The organism is Sphingobacterium sp. UDSM-2020, from assembly GCF_016132525.1.
In the GTDB taxonomy this organism is placed as follows: domain Bacteria; phylum Bacteroidota; class Bacteroidia; order Sphingobacteriales; family Sphingobacteriaceae; genus Sphingobacterium; species Sphingobacterium anhuiense.
The window spans coordinates 1-17,008 of the sequence record NZ_CP066166.1; the positions used below are offsets into that span (position 1 = coordinate 1).

The following is a 17,008-nucleotide window of genomic DNA, read 5'->3' on the forward strand; positions in this document are numbered from 1 at the left end:
GAAAAAGTTTAGATCAATATAGAAGAAAAGAAACTATTTACCAATTATTTTTTGAAGGAGATCAATTGTGGCTAGAACAAAAATACAATCTTTTATACCAATTTATTTTTCAAGATCATTTAGTTTCACAAGTACAAAAAACAAAGGATAAAGAAAATTATACTTTAACGATTACACGGAGAAAATCAGCTATTAGAGATTATTTGCAGTCAGGAGGAGTTGGAGCTACCTTAAACCTTGAAAAAAAACAAGATTTCATCACCCTTCTAAATAAAAATTATAAAGATTGTACAAATGTCATTACAGATTCGGTATTAATAATTCAGGCTGTGATCAATAGAATTGGAGGTATCCAAAACAGTGAGATAATTTTTGGTAAATCAGAGCCTCTGTATCAGTATTTGATGAAAACATATCACTATTTTGAGGCCAGTCAACCTGTTCAAGAAAAGATTCGCAAAAATTTTCCAAACAGAAATGTAAAATGGCTTTTTAAACCTAGAGTTAGTAATACGCAAAGGACAAGTTTGATTGATATTTATCTTCGCCTCAATCCAGATAAAACTTTCACACTTTCGGCAGAAGGTAATTACAGACGTTTAAAAATTAAAGATTATCAGGAGGCTCCTTATGATCCAATATTTTATTAAAATAGATGCTATTTCAGCAAAAAGATCTTAAATATTTTAGGCGATACAGCGTATGATGGCTATTTAACAGAATATGAAAGAATATTAAATGGCACCTATAACTATGTTGCTGTTGTACATGTAAAAATTATAGCACCCATATCCACATCACTTTTGCGGATGATAAAAATAACGATTTTAGAGATGCTGAAAAGGTCTACTTAAAGAAGAAAAGAAAGCCTTATATTATTTATATCTTCAACAAGAAGTTTATAACCAATTTAAAGAAATGGATGATTTGCAGGGCAAAGTTTGGTATGCATGCTATAGTTCTAATCTTTTGGATGAGCGTTTTCTTTGCTACATAAAAGGTGGACAACCGGCAGGTGCAAAAACGGTATATGGTGGTTGTCTTGATAAAACATTACCCTTTGATAGTGAAGATATGTATATAAACTCTGACCTTTATTTTGCTAGAGCTTCTAAAAATTGGGATAATGCCGCAGCTGAAAGCTTTTTTAAAACGCTGAAAACTGAAATGGTCTACCATAGAAAACTTCTAGATCAGCAGTCTGCAAAACTGCGTAGTTGAGCGTTATGTTTTTCGTGTGCTAGCGGGCGAATCCAATTCTAACAACTAATCTGCTAAGCTAATAGCTACTAGCAATTGCGGATATTCATCACTTTCTTCATGACCATGATCAATACTAGTGAGTGATATAGTGTTATTAAACACTTCAAATTTTAATATGAAATTGTCTTTTTTGTTGTAAAGTAATCCATGCTCTTTCCCTTCAGCATCTTCATAGTAACCGACTAATAGCGTCCTTTCTAAATTAATGTTGTTTGATATGATTAAATTTTTCAAATCATGCCATTCATTATTTAGTAATGCGGTTAGTTCTTCTATTTCTAATTTATAATTTTGGAATTCTTCTGTGGTCATTTCCATGGTTAATAAAGGTTTATAGGATCTTAATGTTCTGTTTAAAATGAAATTGCTGTTTATAAATTCCTATCAAAAGCCTTGTTTAATTTATGTTTTATTTTCCGTTATACTGCTTTTGAAAATCAAGTCTGGAAACGACTGTTTGAAATCAATCTTTTGTAAGGCTAACTTTTTCATAGTTCAAAATTATCTATTTTTTTATGTGAAAACTTCAGCGTATAATTTATCTCTCCTACTTTTTTTGTTGCAATTCGTGCCTGATTAAGGTCAAGTCGATAATCTTTGAGACAGGTTTTGATACTGCTAACCGCTTTTTCACTGTCTACAACCTTGCAAAAAATATTTAATTTCTTTTGACCCATATCAAAACCATCCACATCGCCTACTCCATTCCAGCCTAGATGGTCTTTTAGATATTCTTGCACCTTGTCTTTTAGCCATAAATCTCTTTTATTTCCTAATTCACTCTTTAAAGGAAACTGAACAACAACCCAATGATGATTGCCTTCATCGATTTGATAATAGCCATTACTTTCACAGTCTTTACAGAAATTCTGTACAAAATCGTCATTTGCATTTTTCGTTTCAATCGGTATCTCTTCTACTTTTCCTTTATAACCAACTTTTCCATAGTGAACAATGGCTACTTTTCTCTTTTCGTCAAACCAAGTTTCTTTGTAAAGTAGTTGTTCTTTATCGTCAGCTTTATAATATTTTATCATGGTAAGTTCACTTTGTTTATTGTGTACTGGCGTCATTGTTACCAGCATAACCAATTAATTTTCGGTAGTTTTCATTACCTTATTCATTTTTTATTGGTTATTATAATTAAGACAACAGCTTCATATGCTAAAATCCTTAATGAACGATAACCGTAGACAAACATTGCTCCAACTTACATGCCTAAATTATGCTGGCATCTGTCTTTATCACTAACACTATCGAAAATTCAATAAAGTTTCTTTTGTACTCTTAAGAAACTCATCCATGTTAAAGCAGTATCGTTTATATACTTTTTGTTCACGACAAAGATAAGATAGCTCACCTTCTCCATTATTTAACCCAATGTAATACGTAGGTGTGGGAGTTCCTCTTAAATGAAATTTGAAGTCAGAAAAATACTTATCCAAATCCTCATGATAGGACAACATTTCGTCTTGACTGAAGAAAAACGATCGCTCGTAACCTAGATCTCGCAATTCAGCAATAGATTTATCTTCATCATTCAAGACATTTAAACTTTTTACACCTAATAAATCCTTAGTCTCATCAAACCACTCTACAACTTCAGTAATATCCCACTGCCAGTCAAGAATATACTCTGATATATTATCCAATTCATAACAGAGTTGTATGATCCCCCAAACTTCATTGACCGCCAGCTCATCTTCATAAGGACTTTCTTTCCTTTCAAGATGAAAATACAATTTACCACATTTCATTTCTATACTTATTTTTCATCAATATTTTTGCATTCTAAATTAGTCAACTTTTCCAAAATTCCAGCTTCTGGACTGTCTTCATAATTTTACTATTTTGTCGATCAGAGACTGCTATGTGCGATCTTCAATTGCTCCACTTACACAGTTTGTTTTACACTCCCACTCTTCGAATTAATAATATACTTCCAATATCCAATTTCGCTTGTCCAGTAATCCCGGTTATTAATAAAATCTTCATACTTTATTTCGGATTTGATCATATCACAAAACAAAAAAGTAAAATCCGAATATATCTTTTTGTCTTTAAGGATTTCAATATTAAAAACGAAGGGATCTGTCCATTGTTCAGTTGAATCTATGATGCCCCAAATCATTACTCCTTCAAATGTTAATATATCATTTTTTGTTGTAACGCGAGTTATGAGACTGTCATCGATCCACTTCTTTTCATCCCAATCAATATGATATTGTTTTAAGAGTGACTCAAGTAATGCCGCTAATAGAAATGACGTGTCTCCTAATTTCTTATTTTGATACATTAACAATGTATCAAAATGTTCACTTTTTTCAAGGTACATAATTAGCTCTTCAAGTAACATTTCGAGAATTTCTTTTACTGATTTCATATAGTATTGCCCTAAGAATTTTTCTATTGATTTTATTAGATCCTGTTTCGCTCCTTGTCTTTGACCTTGCCGCATATCTGCTCCCATTTTAGAAGTTACTTCAATTCGCTTTTTAAGTCTTTGATTTAGCTCTTTTAATGTTAGTTCAGCGGAGATCTAAGCGATATTAAACGGATCATCATAACTAAGCAACAATTTAAATTTGGATTGACCATATATGCGATTTCTCTTTATCTCTTGTATCCCATATTTCAACTAAGTTATTATCAAGCCATTTCCATTCTAAACAATATGCAATCTCTCCGAGTGCAGGTTCTACAGACAAAAACAGTTCTTTTTTAATAAATTCACTTTTGCTATATAACATACTATAGATATTGCAAAAGTCAATATCCCATTCGCAGAAAAAACCTACCTTATACTGTTTATTTGGAGAGCTTTTTAATTTATTATTTTTGACATAAAATTCATACCTATATTTATCTTTCACACACTCATCATATGCGTCTTGAATTATTTTTAAATCAATATTTTCGTAATTAGCAATTTTAAACATGCCCATCTTTACAAGTTCTAAAATTTTGATTTTCTTTTCGATACGAGTACCAATCGTTGCATATTCATCTATATTAAAATCAACATTAACAAAAGCAAATCCTGCATAATTTTTATAGCCATCATCTGAGGAAGGGGTTGCTATAATATTACACTTAAGTACACCATTCATATTTGCAATGTCCAACTTTGAACAGAACAATTCATTAATGCACCAAGAATTTCCATTGAATTCTCGACCTTTCAAACTAAAGGGCTTATTTATGAGGCTTATTTCTTTAAATTTCATATCGATTATATTTGACCTCCCTCCAAAAAAAGTGGCCATTTTAAAAGTATAGAATTCGGGCCAGAATTACTAATTTTAAATAGGAGTACTCAAAATGAAAAAATCGAAGAAAGTTATGCTTCGATGAGCTCGCTTCGGTCGGTTACCGAAGCACAGATCCGCTTTGCTCTCAAGCAGTCCGTAACCGGGCACCGGATGGAGGAAGTCTGTCGCAAACCGGGTATCAACGGATCAACATACTATGTTCATAATCTGCACATTGTCAACCTAGACTATGGTCATTGGATACAGCAAGAAAAGCCAGATGAAACCTACCCAATCAATTTTAAAATGCCTTGAAAAACAAAATGCCTAATAAAGAGAGTGTCCTCAAAGCCGAACAGATTAGAGACAGTGGTTGGAAAAAAATTTTCAGTCCAAACAATCTATTTGGCTTGTTAATTACACGAAAAAGTCTAATCTTCATTCATTAAATTAAATTGGAGCTGTTGATGGACCACTGTGCTTAGGCTGGATTGACGGGACAACAAAGCGAAAATTATATAGATTTGCTATTAACAAACCTTTTATATGCTAAACAAAAACCCAAAATAGATACGCCGATCCTGAAAAAATTTGCTTAAAGAATAGAAATCCATATTTGTATTTAGTAGTAATTCAGACAACTTCACTAGAAAAATACTGAAATACTTTTGTTGAAAAATGACAAGTTTTCTTTATATTTAAAAAATACAAACTGATAAATTGACCAGATGAAATATTCATTTTTTAGCATTAACAAATGTATAGTATACTTCATATTACTTTTCTTTGCTATCCCTACAAAAGCACAGGAAACTATTGTTACCTACATAAAAAAAATGGTGGATACTCGGCAAATAAAGATTCTGCTGATTACACAAATATACTCCGCCTTATTCCTAATGAAGCTAAAGTACATGAATTGAATGAATACTATCCTAACGGAAATCTAAAGCGACATGGTTGGGTCAAAACAACTGATCCAAAACGGTTATACTTTGAGGGTCCCCTAGATACATACTATGATAATGGCTCAAGTTAGCTCTTTTTTAATGAGCTAAACACCGCCATTTTTTATCCTTATTCATAATCGTTCAGGACGCGACTGATTAACCATTATAAATTTTTTAAAGAAATGAAAATAGTTTCATTAAAAAACCTAAATCTAGAAAGTAAATATCAATTATCAAGGGAACAGTTGAAAAATGTTTTAGGACGGTATTCTAAGAATACTACTGCACCTTGCAATGATGGTTATAATCACTGGTCTATGCAGTGAAAATATATATGATGAAAACGGATTTTTTAGGGATTCAGCGTTAAGTTTTTTTGTTTTAAGATAATGTTTCACTGACGAGATATTAAATGAGATTTTTATATTTTTTTTTACTATTCTTTAATATAGATTGTTTCGCACAAGACAGCGTCCAAGTATATCTTCATTTGGATCGAGGAGCTTATTTTCCAGGAGATACAATTCGCTATAAGGCATATTTACTGAAAGACGGAGTATTGGATCAACGTATCAAAAATTTGTATATGGATTGGTTCGGTGCAGATGGTCAAGTCATTGAAAATAGCGTGCATCTGATGGAGTATGGGATGGTTTCAGGACAATATGCTATTCCTACTTCTTATAAACAGTTATGGATTAATACATCAATATTTACAAATGTAAATAACAAAGAAGATGAAAGTCATTATATAAAAAATATCCCTGTACTGTATGATAATACAAGGCCTGATTCAGTAGGTGCTCTCCAAGTTGAGCATACTAAGAATATAGCTAATGAGTTAACTATATCTGTCGTCAAACCTAAAATTATAACAGATAAAAGGAACATTGCAGAGAAACGTTTAAATCAATTTCGTATCGAGGGTTTGGATGAACCCGCTTTTTTAACAGTATCTGTTTCAGATGTGTATTTTCCTCCAACAGAGTTTGAACTTGGAAATAAGGGTAAATCTAAAGTCTATATTCCTACTGATTTTCAAGATAGTTTATTGACAATAAATGGGAAATTATCTAGTGTTAATATGGATTGGGGAAAATTTATGGAGAAGTACGAAAAAGCTATACAAAAATCCATTAAAAAGTCTAAAAGTCCTTTTATTACATATAATTTTTCATTTGGATATAAGCCTTTTGCTGACTCCAAATATATTTATTCAGCAATTCCTTTTGATCGCGATGGATTTTTTCATATCAAAGGTTTGAGTTTTACCGATACGTTGGAATTTCGAGCAACACACGTGTATGAAAAGATGAAGTATGATCGATTTGATATTGAATATAATTTTTTTCCATTTCAAAAGCGAAATTATATCAGAAAATCTATGCCATCATATCCTTATACCAACAAAGAATGGTTATACGATCCATTATATGTTTTGGATACAAATAGGAGAAGAGTCGGATTGCGCGAAATAGTTATATCAAGACAAAAAAAGGATGGTAGATTAAAAGAATTAGACGAAAAATATCCAAAAGATTGGTTTAAAAATAATAAAAGTATCTTGGATATTGATGCTTTTAAAGAACAAGAATATTTTTCAGATATTAATGATCTTGGAACTCTAATTCGAAAAGTAGCAACTAGGGAAGGTATTAAATTACGTTATCATGGATATTATGAATTATTAAATAATAAACACGCTGAAATTTCCCCATATGGATTTAGACCTATTGAAACACCTCCTATAAATGAGGTAATCTACATCAAGGTTTACGATAAATATCCTTATAACCCTATACGAAATGGGCAAGGTGCATTTATGTTTTATACGACAGGTATCGATCGTCGCAATGTAAATATTGGACGAAAAGTCAAGTACACAAAAGTAGGTGGATATAAAGTAGAAATACCCTACTGGAAAAAAGAATATAAATCTAATGATGATATATATCTGTCTAGTTATGATGATCGAATAAGTTTATTCTGGGATTCAAATGTGAATTTGAATGCGAATCAAAATTACTACTTTGAGTTTTACAATAATAGTCGACAGGGTGACTATATTATCACTGTGCAAGGATTTACATTAAGTGGTAAGCCTGTTTTTGCACAAGAAATGTTTTAATTGGTGATCTATGGGTAGACTTATCTGTTTCATTAGACAAATAAACATATAAAAGTTTTATACTTTTTCTTATTGATGATGCTTCAACGGATCACTATCATACTTAAGATAGATTAAACACTAAAATTCACTTAAAGAAAAATATAACTCGTCGATTTGCAATGAAGAACATTTTAGACAATTTAATTTCAAACCATTATGAAGACAAAGATATTATTTGCATGGTTGATGCCGATGATATTCTCATTAATCCTTATTCAAAAAACTAAATCAATTATCTCGTGAACAATCGAAAATGTATTAGGCGGTTATACTGGAGGGAGCGATGGTGAGCCTACGACTACTGCTTATATTGGAAAGGTAGGAATGCCCTGTAAAGTAGATTTAATTTGTAAGTCCACACTGTGTTTATTAGTTTAGAGCTGTACTATAATAAACAAAAATGAAAAAAACATTTTTATTCGCGCTTCTTTCATCCTTTGGGCTAAGTTTAACTTATGGCCAATATTCGACCAATCAATATAGTATTACAGACAAAGTGCCGAAAGTAATTTATAAAGATCTTAAAGATAGAAATTTCCCTAAAGTAGAGCTTTTAGGCAAGCAGTATTCCAGTGAAAGCGCCCTAACGTTAAAAGAAGATAGTATAAAGACAGTAGAAATAAGTAAGGAGAAACAAGCTATAATAATAGGATTAACTGCTGATTATAAACCAGAATTTATAACTTTATCTGATCTTAGGAAAAATTTTACGAATGTGCAATCTGATCGGGTTATTTTTCAGATCGAGGATAAGATAATTCAGGACGATCCCAACACAGTTTTTGTCGATATCATTAATATTATGACAATCACTGTGTCTCCTATTAAATTTGTCGGTAACTTGGACGATCTTTATATGGTAAGCCTAAAGGTGCGTAATGAGAAAAATATTAAAGATATGGATACGATACGTATTCGCTGATATGTATCCTAAACCCTATAATTTCTTCTAGTTCACTCTGTTTCTTTTTATGAGAACGGCGCTTTATAATCATAATCAATATATAATATTTTTAGTGACCATTTTTTTGAAAACTATAACTAAATCGTCAAATCAAACTTTCAATCTGTAATATTACCCGAACTTACTACACCCAAAACTAATGAATTCCAATCAGATTTGTCGAATAATATGCTAAAGCAAACTCTCAGCTAAAACACAATTAAAAAGGCAAGTAAACAGAAACTTAGAATGTTTTCCTTCGAACTACCTATCTCAACTAACTGTAGATGAACACAATATCTTAAAGAACCCAATTGACACCTTATGATTTCAATAACTCAATAAACTTTTATTAAAAAAAAAGCCACATCTCTCGACGTGGCTTTGACTAAACATATGAAATTTACTTAACTTACTTATACGTGTTGATGGATTGGGATACTTTCCAGTTGCCACCATCATTGACCAAGGTGATTAAATCGGTCTTGGTAAACCCTTCAAATTGTTGTGTTACTTTTGCTACCATATAGTCACCTGATTGTTCAACAATGGTAGTACTGGTTTTACAGTTCAACTGCTCGCCTTTTTGTTTTTTCAAGAAGGAAATTACTTCTGACCTGCTGTTGATCTTAGCTTCTGCTGCCTGTACTTTTTGATTAAAATCTGATGTAAACAATTGCTCTACTCCTGCCGATTGACCTGCTGTCATAACCGCAATGTAATGATCAATGGCGAGATCTGCTGTAGATAGATTGACCACTGCTTTTTTGGAGTTGTCTCCTACTGGTTTGCCTTCTGCCATCGTAAATGTTGATACTGCGATCAAGGCTGCTGCTGCGAATGTTTTTGCTAAAGTTTTCATAATGTCTTTATGTTATATTGTTAGCTTTTTGTTCTTAGTTATTGATTCAAAAGTAGGGTGTAATTCGTTCCTTCCCTATGGCAATTAGACTAAACCAACTAAAAACTCGGTGAATGGTGGAAATGGCTAGGTGAAGTGGTTGAATCCTTTTTTAATTTTAGTAAGTATTGAGATTAGAAAGAGAATCTATTGAAACCAAACTCTTTTGAAACATTCAGTCATATTGAAAAATGAAATTCAAATCGTAATTAGTAAATTCGTTTAAGGTTAGAGCATATTAATGCCTAGTCATTAAAGTTGAAAGACCTAAAGCAATATGATAAATGATCTCAAAATATTAGATGAATCTCCAGAATATACGTTAGGCCATGTTGATGAGGAAATAATTTTAGTCAATAAAGGGGAAAAAATAGCTAAATGCATTGGCGATATGTATGGAAATCCATATTGTGGATTGATCGTAAACAAAGTATGTATAATCGGAGGTCAATATCTTTTAATCTGGGATAATCAGAAAATAACTAAATTGGACACGGTAGGTTATATAGTCCAAATGCGCATTATGAATGATGATCTGATCGAATTTTTAATTGATCCATGGTCCAAGGAGGCATCAGTCTGGCAATTGAACTTAAAAGATAGGATACCCTGTAAAATAAGCGATTTTGAAAATCTTAAAAACATGCCATATACAGAAGAATATACTTGGTGAAAGCGTAGATTAAAAAAATAATAAACTTTATAAATGGAAAAGTTCTATTTTATAATCAAGCAATATTAAATTAAAGAATGCATTCAGCTACTAAAAACAATTATGTGTTAACAATATTAAAAGAATATAAGCAATTTTTAAGAACCAATTTCAAACAGCTTAGGCTTGGAACACCTTTGTTCTATAGGTGGGATTTCGGACTTCGCTTTGACTTACAAACTGAGGAAACCGGTACAAACGAATACTTTCAGGAGGTAACAAAACGTGCTTCAACAATTTTTCATTCTGTATTTGACAGTTCTGATAAAGTATTTTTAGTTTATATGGACTATAAATATAAACGACAGAAAATAAGATTATTAAACTTTACATTTAAGCAAATCGAGAATCTGCAGCAGACTGAGATTAGTTATACAAAAGAGAAACAGCTCTATGAACCAAGTGACAAATTTGACGTTAGAAACATAGCTATTGTTAAACTGACTGCCGACCGAATACATCATCAAAATATACTAACAGCAATTGGAAATACCGATTTTCCTCCAAGAAAACCTAGGCTAGACAACAGCTCAATTTTCGCAAACAAAGAAATTTATTTTATCAACATTGACAAAAAACTAATCTTTCATATGTATGACGACAGAGGCCTTGACCTGATATCAGCTGATAAAGAATCATTAAGGTCTATCTATGAAAAATATAATGACTGGATTCTTGATAATGACAGAGAAAAGATTCAAAAACTGTTTGAATAAATGGAATCTCCATAATTACTTTATCAATGCTGGAAAGGTCTGCTTGAAGAAGAAAAGAAAACCTTTTATTATTTATATATTTAACAAGAAGATTATAACCAATTTAAAGAAATGGATGATTTACAGGATAAAGTTTGGTATGCGTGCTATGGTTCTAACCTTTTGGAAGAGCGTTTTCTTTGCTACATAAAAGGTGGACAACCGGCAGGTGCAAAAACGGTATATGGCGGATGTCTGAATAAAACAATACCTTCTGAAAGTGAAGACATGTATATTAACTCTGAGCTTTATTTTGCTAGAGCTTCTAAGAATTGGGATAATGGTGGTGTTGCTTTTATCAGAACGACTTTTAGTCCTACTGTATCAACAATGGGAAGGATCTATCTGATAACAAAGGGTCAATTGATTGATATAGCTAAACAGGAAACGAACACGGTAGCTGGTCTTGAAATGGATTTTAATAAGGCTATACAGAATGGTTCTTATATATTTAAAGAAAGGTCTTGGTATGGTAATCTATTATATATAGGACAACAGAACAATTATCCAATATTCACCTTAACAGATGAAAGTGATAACCAAATGGAAACTAAACCTAGTGCTGACTATCTAAAGACTATATGCCTAGGTATAAAACAAACGCACGGATTTGATGATCTTACAATCTTAGATTACTTGAAAAATAAATGCGGTATAATAGGAAACTACACCGATGAGGAATTGATGCAAATCATAACTGCACAATAGAGCAAAACAAAAACTTACTTATCGACTATGAAATACACCATAACATGCATTCTTCTACTTATTACGACTCTCATATTTGGACAACAAATAACGTATTCAAATTGGACAAAAGAAGCAAAAACTGAAATTCGTCTTCTACCTAAATATGGAAATGCTGTAAAGACTAAAGAGCAAAAAACAATTGATCAGGAACTTATAAAGGCGTATTTAGAAGAAACTGGAACGAATCGTAAAGCTTCTGATCTTTTGGTTAAACTGGGCTTTGATTACTTATATAAGCAGGACTTAAAAACAGCCATGTATAGGTTTAATCAGGCCTGGCTTCTCGACCCGACAAATGCAGATGTATTTTGGGGATTCGGTGCTATTTATTTTTCATTCGAGGATTTTGAAAGTGCAATGCAGCAGTACGACGAAGGTTTGAAATTAAATGCTAACAGTTCTAACATTCTGACCGACAAGGCAACAGTTTATATGACAAGATTTATGGAAAATCATGGTGATAAAGATTTCAATCTGGCTATAAATAACTTTAAAAAATCTTATTCTATTGATCCCAAAAACCAAAATACCATTTTTAAAATGTCAGTATGCTACTTTGTAAAAAAGGACTGTGAGAATGCTTGGAAGTATTACAATGAATGTAAAAAACTTGGTGGTAAACCAATAACAAAGGAATATACAGAGGCTTTAACACAAGGCTGTAAAAAATAAACGCCTGCTGATCATATCATATAAGTATAGAACCTATAACAATTATTATTAAAACAAATATTTAAAGTTTTTTAATAAAAACACTTTGTTGCTTAACCTTATCCGTAACTCTTCTTCGTTAATATTAAAGCCATCATTAGGGGCATACAATTCTTCTGGATTATATTCGTCAATATCAAGAAAAATTGAATCCATAATACTGTTGACTTCATCATCGAAAGATGAGGTCAACCAATAGTTATCTTCTCTTCTAGTTTGAAGAAAATACTCCAAAAAACATGAAACTGTAATTTCATTAGATAAAAACACATCAATAAGATAAATATATTTTTGTAAATTTATTTTATCTAATAATTTTATATAATTTACCATAAAAATCCTTTTGTTAATATCCCTTGAATTTGCACAGAACTTAAGCGGCTTCGCTAATAAAATGCCCTGAAGGAGATGCCATAACATTCAATCCGGTTTTTAGATTTAAATAAAATGTTACAGGACTATTTGCATTCCATTTTCATAATGATAATGATCTTGACTTGCACATGTAAATTGTTGGATAAAATTTGGCTTCATTTGAGCTTCTTTTTTCACGTCGAAAAAACTATTAAATAATGCCCAGTCGTATACTCCTTCATCAACTGGATATTCTGTTAATACTCCTGATAATTTATGTCTATTTATCCATATTTCTGCCTTTTCAATTGAAGTAAAAACGCCACTTGAAAACCTTCCTCCTTCACCATGAAAAACCCAAATTGTATTTAACGTATTATTCATTTTTTTATTGATTATTATAATTAAACAACAGCTTCATATGCTAAAATCTTTACCAAACGATAGCCGTTGACAAACATTGCTCCAACTTGTATACCCAAATTATGCTGGCATCTGATTCAATGCCAAAAGTAAATAATGTTTTATTATTACTGTTTTCAAAATTATAACTGGAAAGCGAGAATTCTAGTGAATTTTCTTCAAAATGAAATCGTCGGTATCGTCTTTATTATAAATTACGATTACCTTTTCTCCTATTTCAAAATATGAAGGGTAAGTTTCAACAGAATATCTGCGTCTGACGTTCTCTTTATCCAAAGTTTGATATCTGACTACTGGATGGTAAACACTGATTCTACTCCAGCGATCAAAATCTAAATCGACAATAATTCCTTCTGTTCTTAGTCCAATCTTTTCTAACCTACGTTTCTGCTGTGTCCTCGAAACCAGTACATATACTATTACAGTACTGATAAACAGAACGAAGACTACAGTGGTAAAATCATTCATTTCCATTTAATTTTTGTTAATTACTTTATTAAACCTATTGTTGAAATAATTTGTATTAGCTTCTTTATACTGATTAGTTGCTTCTACGATTTTTTAAAGGTTCGCTTTTACATTTAAATAAAAGTTTCCCGATTTACTTCCAAATTTTATTTCATTTTAGGATTTTACTCTACCATTCACATCATGTAGTAATTGGAGGTGCGCGATGATAGTAACACCAACAGAAATAAGTACAAGGTTTTTTTTCATAATTTAGTCCAGATTTTCTTAAAACGATATAGATATTCTAGAAATCATCACAGCCTCGTATTTAATAGTGTAGAACTGTAAGTTCTCAATTTATTTTACTTGACAACCTTCTTTGTAAAATTCGTTTTAAATCATTTACATCATTTAAACCAGTATAAGAATTTGTCAAAACTAAACGATCCTTTAAATGTGCAGGTAAATCATTCAGTGACTTATCATCATCTATAATGACAATTTCTTTATAGTCTAAATTATTGTATTGAATCCATCCTAAAATCTCCTCTTTTCGAGTATATCGATGATTTGAAAAATATACTTTATCATTTAAAATGGAAAGATTTTTGATCTCCAATCCTCTCCTTTTAAAAATGACTTTCCATTCTTGAATACTATATTTAAAACGATGTGATGTGGAAAGAATGACTTTATCCTTTGTTTTATAGATAACAGACTTTAGAATCTGAATAGCTTGCGGATTAAACTTATAAAAACCATCATCTTCCAATTTCACTTTTTGATGTGGATTAGCATGAACCAATACTCCGTCAATATCTAAGAAAAAAATCATTGTATCGTCTTTTATATTTTTTTGAAAGGTTTGGGTCTGGAAAAGATAGATTCTCCCTCCTCTGTTACCAATATGGTTATTGATTCCTACTATCTATGGATATTCGAAACCGAATACTATTCTGAAAACTGTATCATTTTTCAAGAAAACTTGAATAAAATACAAAGGAAGTCCAGTTTCTTTTATTAAAAAATTATTTGGATCTTCAATAGTATAGGAAATAACTTTAATTTCTCCTTCTGTGCTCTCTTTGTACCCGTTTCCTTTCAAAGCAATCAATTGATTAAAACTTATTCCCAATTTCAAACCCGATTCGGTTACAAAATCTTTAATTTGCGTTTTGATTCCAATAGTATCAAATGATGTTTCATCTTGTAAGTACCCTAACTCAAAAAGACTAAAATAATTAGCTATATCACCCTCATATTGGCTTGCAATGAGATATTGTGTATTTTCTTCATTTAGAAATATTACTGACGGATGGGCTCTAATATATTCTTTTATATGAACCTCTTTTCTTGTTAAATTATGTAGTGAGGTTTCATCTAACAGTCTTAAGCCATTGACGATTAAGTCTGGTTTTACACTAACTGTATCTTTTTTCAAATCAATTTTTGTTCTGCTATTTATTTTTGATTCAATGCTCCCATTACAGTTAGATAAAATGAGAGAAATCCCAATTAAAAAACTATTTACTAATATCTGGTTCTTTCTTTCCATTTTTTCTATTATTATTTATATTGACTGTATCACAGGTAATCCAATCCATAGGAAGCAGGTCAGAGTTCTTTTTTATTCTTCTACCCTTTTAGTAAGGTATTCCAGATTTTCGGTTATCTTATCGATGTCCCAATCCCACCATTTCAAAGTTAAAAGTTCCTGTATCTTCTCCTTGGAGAATCTCATTTTAATGAGTTTTATAGGATTGCCCCCTACAATCGAATAGGGTTCTACATCGCGCGTAACGATAGAATTTGCGGCTATAATAGCACCGTCACCTATTTTTATACCCGGTAAAACTGTTACATTGGTTCCAATCCAAACATCATTTCCGATGACGGTATCACCCTTATAAGGTAGCTCTGTCAATTTTGGCTCCACTTTCTGCCATGCACCACCAAATATATTAAATGGATAAGCTGTAATACCATCCATCTTATGATTTGCTCCATTCATTATAAACTGAACACCGGAAGCTATCATACAGAACTTCCCAATTATCAATCGATCTCCCAAAAAATCAAAGTGATATTTGACATTCTTCTCAAAATTACCAACATCTTCAAAATCGTCATAATAGGTATAATCTCCCACAATGATGTTTGGATTGGTAATTATGTTTTTCAGAAAACAGAGTCTGTTATAATTTTTAATTGGATATATATTATTCTTATCTGGTATTTTCATGTATGTATGATTACTTCGCAAGACTGTAAGCCGTTTGTCGATTAATGGATATAACCTTTGTTATCCTAGCGCAAAGGCGGATTATGAATTGAAAAGAGATATCTTATAAAGATAACGATATTCTCCGGATGCCACTATCCTTTTATATGAAAATAAGCTTTTAGAAACTTAAGACGCATGGATGTTGACAAGAAACAGCAATCTTTCGACTTCGATTGTGTTTGATATTATCAAACTGCGGATAGTTTTCACTTCATAAATATATACTAGAAATGTCTAACAAAGGCACAAAAAAAACCGCTTGGTCACCCAAACGGTTCTATATATTTTAGAACGATGTTCTATTTCAGTTTTTCGATCTCTTCTTTGGAAAGACCTAAAACATCACATATATCTTCTTCGTCGATACCTTTACTTAGCATTTTGCGCGCTGAAGCGAGTTTCTCTGCATAAGCTTTGGCCTCAGCATGTTTCTGACCTTCCTTTTGGCCTTCTTTTTTTGCGTATGCCGACGTGTTGATATAATCTCGCTTACGATCTATGCTGGATATGTATGACATCTGTTCCTCAGGCGTTAGTTTTACCAATTCTCCTATTTCAAACTTAGCAAAAATTCAAATAATAATAGAATTTTTGAGTTATCTCATCCACCTTTAAAAACAAACTCTTGGATGAAACATACGAGAGAATATTCTTTTATCCAAATAGTTAGGGAGTTTTTCAATCTCATCTAAGTGCTTCATAAAATACATCCACTGATCCATAATTGTAGGTAACTCGGTCTTAGATTTATTAAAATTAGGCAATAAGAGTAGCCTGTAGCTCAACTTTGGATACAGTACTTCCTGATCTAACTCATCTATAATTTTACCATTGTAATAGTGTTTTTCTCAATTTGAAATATCTAGACGGAAACCTAATACTGCAACAAAATAAATGGGCGGTAACTCATAATCATTACCTTCCTTACCTTTTTTAGCTAAACGACTAATGGTACGAGAGGTGTAGCTAACTGCTCGATCAAAAAAGAAATCTTGATTCTGTAACTTCAACTCTACCAGAAAGACTTCTCCTCCAGAACCAACACAATGAAGTTTAATTTATTATAAGGTATTCCTGATCTCATCAAAGTG

The 17,008-nt window shown here is 31.7% G+C and carries 23 protein-coding genes and 1 pseudogene; 10 read left to right on the plus strand and 14 right to left on the minus strand.

Annotated elements, in window-relative coordinates; genetic code table 11:
• Nucleotides 1-65: 65 nt before the first annotated feature.
• Nucleotides 66-650 (plus strand): hypothetical protein, encoded by a 585-nt coding sequence (locus JAZ75_RS00010; protein WP_208699497.1) that lies wholly within the window; start codon nucleotides 66-68, stop codon nucleotides 648-650.
• Between the two features lie 268 nt (nucleotides 651-918).
• Nucleotides 919-1,221, plus strand: a complete 303-nt coding sequence (locus JAZ75_RS00015) for a hypothetical protein (protein WP_208699499.1) — start codon at nucleotides 919-921, stop codon at nucleotides 1,219-1,221.
• Between the two features lie 45 nt (nucleotides 1,222-1,266).
• Here JAZ75_RS00015 and JAZ75_RS00020 read toward each other — a convergent pair whose 3' ends face one another.
• The 5 genes from JAZ75_RS00020 to JAZ75_RS00040 form a co-directional block, all read right to left on the minus strand.
• A complete protein-coding gene (locus JAZ75_RS00020; protein ID WP_208699501.1) occupies nucleotides 1,267-1,581 on the minus strand; it encodes a hypothetical protein in 315 nt (104 codons plus the stop codon).
• A gap of 170 nt (nucleotides 1,582-1,751) precedes the next feature.
• Nucleotides 1,752-2,348, minus strand: coding sequence for a hypothetical protein (locus JAZ75_RS00025; RefSeq protein ID WP_208699503.1), 597 nt, complete (start codon nucleotides 2,346-2,348; stop codon nucleotides 1,752-1,754).
• Nucleotides 2,349-2,516: 168 nt separating this feature from the next.
• Nucleotides 2,517-3,020, minus strand: a complete 504-nt coding sequence (locus JAZ75_RS00030; RefSeq protein ID WP_208699505.1) for a hypothetical protein — start codon at nucleotides 3,018-3,020, stop codon at nucleotides 2,517-2,519.
• 137 nt (nucleotides 3,021-3,157) lie between these two features.
• The gene (locus JAZ75_RS00035) at nucleotides 3,158-3,733 is read right to left on the minus strand and encodes a hypothetical protein (protein ID WP_208699507.1); all 576 of its coding nucleotides are present in this window, start codon (nucleotides 3,731-3,733) and stop codon (nucleotides 3,158-3,160) included.
• Nucleotides 3,734-3,842: 109 nt separating this feature from the next.
• Nucleotides 3,843-4,490, minus strand: a complete 648-nt coding sequence (locus JAZ75_RS00040; protein WP_208699509.1) for a hypothetical protein — start codon at nucleotides 4,488-4,490, stop codon at nucleotides 3,843-3,845.
• A 123-nt stretch (nucleotides 4,491-4,613) separates the two neighbouring features.
• On the opposite strand from JAZ75_RS00040, the gene JAZ75_RS00045 reads away from it, so the two are divergent.
• The 4 genes from JAZ75_RS00045 (at nucleotide 4,614) to JAZ75_RS00060 (ending at nucleotide 8,556) form a co-directional block, all read left to right on the plus strand.
• Nucleotides 4,614-4,829 (plus strand): hypothetical protein, encoded by a 216-nt coding sequence (locus tag JAZ75_RS00045; RefSeq protein ID WP_208699511.1) that lies wholly within the window; start codon nucleotides 4,614-4,616, stop codon nucleotides 4,827-4,829.
• 442 nt (nucleotides 4,830-5,271) lie between these two features.
• Nucleotides 5,272-5,553, plus strand: coding sequence for a hypothetical protein (locus JAZ75_RS00050; RefSeq protein ID WP_208699513.1), 282 nt, complete (start codon nucleotides 5,272-5,274; stop codon nucleotides 5,551-5,553).
• A 323-nt stretch (nucleotides 5,554-5,876) separates the two neighbouring features.
• Nucleotides 5,877-7,592, plus strand: coding sequence for a hypothetical protein (locus tag JAZ75_RS00055; protein WP_208699515.1), 1,716 nt, complete (start codon nucleotides 5,877-5,879; stop codon nucleotides 7,590-7,592).
• A gap of 442 nt (nucleotides 7,593-8,034) precedes the next feature.
• The gene (locus JAZ75_RS00060) at nucleotides 8,035-8,556 is read left to right on the plus strand and encodes a hypothetical protein (protein WP_208699517.1); all 522 of its coding nucleotides are present in this window, start codon (nucleotides 8,035-8,037) and stop codon (nucleotides 8,554-8,556) included.
• A 433-nt stretch (nucleotides 8,557-8,989) separates the two neighbouring features.
• On the opposite strand, the gene JAZ75_RS00065 is transcribed toward JAZ75_RS00060, so the two are convergent.
• Nucleotides 8,990-9,439 carry a nuclear transport factor 2 family protein gene (locus JAZ75_RS00065; protein WP_208699519.1) on the minus strand — a complete coding sequence of 150 codons (450 nt, stop codon included), beginning with the start codon at nucleotides 9,437-9,439 and terminating at the stop codon, nucleotides 8,990-8,992.
• Between the two features lie 316 nt (nucleotides 9,440-9,755).
• On the opposite strand from JAZ75_RS00065, the gene JAZ75_RS00070 reads away from it, so the two are divergent.
• The 4 genes from JAZ75_RS00070 (at nucleotide 9,756) to JAZ75_RS00085 (ending at nucleotide 12,367) form a co-directional block, all read left to right on the plus strand.
• Nucleotides 9,756-10,151 (plus strand): hypothetical protein, encoded by a 396-nt coding sequence (locus JAZ75_RS00070; protein WP_208699521.1) that lies wholly within the window; start codon nucleotides 9,756-9,758, stop codon nucleotides 10,149-10,151.
• A gap of 104 nt (nucleotides 10,152-10,255) precedes the next feature.
• Complete coding sequence (locus tag JAZ75_RS00075; protein WP_208699523.1) at nucleotides 10,256-10,906, plus strand: DUF3885 domain-containing protein; 651 nt, start codon at nucleotides 10,256-10,258, stop codon at nucleotides 10,904-10,906.
• A gap of 111 nt (nucleotides 10,907-11,017) precedes the next feature.
• A complete protein-coding gene (locus tag JAZ75_RS00080; RefSeq protein WP_208699525.1) occupies nucleotides 11,018-11,653 on the plus strand; it encodes a hypothetical protein in 636 nt (211 codons plus the stop codon).
• A 27-nt stretch (nucleotides 11,654-11,680) separates the two neighbouring features.
• Nucleotides 11,681-12,367 carry a tetratricopeptide repeat protein gene (locus tag JAZ75_RS00085; RefSeq protein ID WP_208699527.1) on the plus strand — a complete coding sequence of 229 codons (687 nt, stop codon included), beginning with the start codon at nucleotides 11,681-11,683 and terminating at the stop codon, nucleotides 12,365-12,367.
• A 48-nt stretch (nucleotides 12,368-12,415) separates the two neighbouring features.
• Here JAZ75_RS00085 and JAZ75_RS00090 read toward each other — a convergent pair whose 3' ends face one another.
• The 8 genes and pseudogenes from JAZ75_RS00090 to JAZ75_RS26150 all read right to left on the minus strand — a co-directional run bounded on the left by JAZ75_RS00090 (nucleotide 12,416) and on the right by JAZ75_RS26150 (nucleotide 16,975).
• Nucleotides 12,416-12,739 carry a colicin immunity domain-containing protein gene (locus JAZ75_RS00090; RefSeq protein ID WP_208699529.1) on the minus strand — a complete coding sequence of 108 codons (324 nt, stop codon included), beginning with the start codon at nucleotides 12,737-12,739 and terminating at the stop codon, nucleotides 12,416-12,418.
• Between the two features lie 117 nt (nucleotides 12,740-12,856).
• Entirely contained in the window at nucleotides 12,857-13,144 is a 288-nt protein-coding gene (locus JAZ75_RS00095) for a hypothetical protein (protein ID WP_208699531.1), read from the minus strand.
• 183 nt (nucleotides 13,145-13,327) lie between these two features.
• Entirely contained in the window at nucleotides 13,328-13,651 is a 324-nt protein-coding gene (locus JAZ75_RS00100) for a DUF3592 domain-containing protein (RefSeq protein WP_208699533.1), read from the minus strand.
• A gap of 334 nt (nucleotides 13,652-13,985) precedes the next feature.
• Nucleotides 13,986-14,468, minus strand: coding sequence for an HAD domain-containing protein (locus JAZ75_RS00105; protein ID WP_208699536.1), 483 nt, complete (start codon nucleotides 14,466-14,468; stop codon nucleotides 13,986-13,988).
• Nucleotides 14,469-14,561: 93 nt separating this feature from the next.
• A complete protein-coding gene (locus tag JAZ75_RS00110; RefSeq protein WP_208699538.1) occupies nucleotides 14,562-15,188 on the minus strand; it encodes a hypothetical protein in 627 nt (208 codons plus the stop codon).
• A 72-nt stretch (nucleotides 15,189-15,260) separates the two neighbouring features.
• Nucleotides 15,261-15,875 carry a Vat family streptogramin A O-acetyltransferase gene (locus JAZ75_RS00115; protein ID WP_208699540.1) on the minus strand — a complete coding sequence of 205 codons (615 nt, stop codon included), beginning with the start codon at nucleotides 15,873-15,875 and terminating at the stop codon, nucleotides 15,261-15,263.
• 341 nt (nucleotides 15,876-16,216) lie between these two features.
• Nucleotides 16,217-16,462 (minus strand): hypothetical protein, encoded by a 246-nt coding sequence (locus JAZ75_RS00120; RefSeq protein ID WP_208699542.1) that lies wholly within the window; start codon nucleotides 16,460-16,462, stop codon nucleotides 16,217-16,219.
• A gap of 66 nt (nucleotides 16,463-16,528) precedes the next feature.
• Nucleotides 16,529-16,975, minus strand: a pseudogene (locus JAZ75_RS26150) (PD-(D/E)XK nuclease family transposase).
• Nucleotides 16,976-17,008: the final 33 nt, after the last annotated feature.

Coding starts and splice junctions, on each gene's coding strand:
- JAZ75_RS00060 (WP_208699517.1), top strand. CDS start 8,035: ATGAAAAAAACATTTTTATTCGCGCTTCTTTCATCCTTTGGGCTAAGT.
- JAZ75_RS00110 (WP_208699538.1), bottom strand. CDS start 15,188: ATGGAAAGAAAGAACCAGATATTAGTAAATAGTTTTTTAATTGGGATT.
- JAZ75_RS00050 (WP_208699513.1), top strand. CDS start 5,272: ATGTATAGTATACTTCATATTACTTTTCTTTGCTATCCCTACAAAAGC.
- JAZ75_RS00045 (WP_208699511.1), top strand. CDS start 4,614: ATGAGCTCGCTTCGGTCGGTTACCGAAGCACAGATCCGCTTTGCTCTC.
- JAZ75_RS00065 (WP_208699519.1), bottom strand. CDS start 9,439: ATGAAAACTTTAGCAAAAACATTCGCAGCAGCAGCCTTGATCGCAGTA.
- JAZ75_RS00080 (WP_208699525.1), top strand. CDS start 11,018: ATGGATGATTTACAGGATAAAGTTTGGTATGCGTGCTATGGTTCTAAC.
- JAZ75_RS00115 (WP_208699540.1), bottom strand. CDS start 15,875: ATGAAAATACCAGATAAGAATAATATATATCCAATTAAAAATTATAAC.
- JAZ75_RS00100 (WP_208699533.1), bottom strand. CDS start 13,651: ATGAATGATTTTACCACTGTAGTCTTCGTTCTGTTTATCAGTACTGTA.
- JAZ75_RS00030 (WP_208699505.1), bottom strand. CDS start 3,020: ATGAAATGTGGTAAATTGTATTTTCATCTTGAAAGGAAAGAAAGTCCT.
- JAZ75_RS00055 (WP_208699515.1), top strand. CDS start 5,877: ATGAGATTTTTATATTTTTTTTTACTATTCTTTAATATAGATTGTTTC.
- JAZ75_RS00020 (WP_208699501.1), bottom strand. CDS start 1,581: ATGGAAATGACCACAGAAGAATTCCAAAATTATAAATTAGAAATAGAA.
- JAZ75_RS00035 (WP_208699507.1), bottom strand. CDS start 3,733: ATGGGAGCAGATATGCGGCAAGGTCAAAGACAAGGAGCGAAACAGGAT.
- JAZ75_RS00070 (WP_208699521.1), top strand. CDS start 9,756: ATGATAAATGATCTCAAAATATTAGATGAATCTCCAGAATATACGTTA.
- JAZ75_RS00085 (WP_208699527.1), top strand. CDS start 11,681: ATGAAATACACCATAACATGCATTCTTCTACTTATTACGACTCTCATA.
- JAZ75_RS00015 (WP_208699499.1), top strand. CDS start 919: ATGGATGATTTGCAGGGCAAAGTTTGGTATGCATGCTATAGTTCTAAT.
- JAZ75_RS00090 (WP_208699529.1), bottom strand. CDS start 12,739: ATGGTAAATTATATAAAATTATTAGATAAAATAAATTTACAAAAATAT.
- JAZ75_RS00025 (WP_208699503.1), bottom strand. CDS start 2,348: ATGCTGGTAACAATGACGCCAGTACACAATAAACAAAGTGAACTTACC.
- JAZ75_RS00105 (WP_208699536.1), bottom strand. CDS start 14,468: ATGATTTTTTTCTTAGATATTGACGGAGTATTGGTTCATGCTAATCCA.
- JAZ75_RS00040 (WP_208699509.1), bottom strand. CDS start 4,490: ATGAAATTTAAAGAAATAAGCCTCATAAATAAGCCCTTTAGTTTGAAA.
- JAZ75_RS00095 (WP_208699531.1), bottom strand. CDS start 13,144: ATGAATAATACGTTAAATACAATTTGGGTTTTTCATGGTGAAGGAGGA.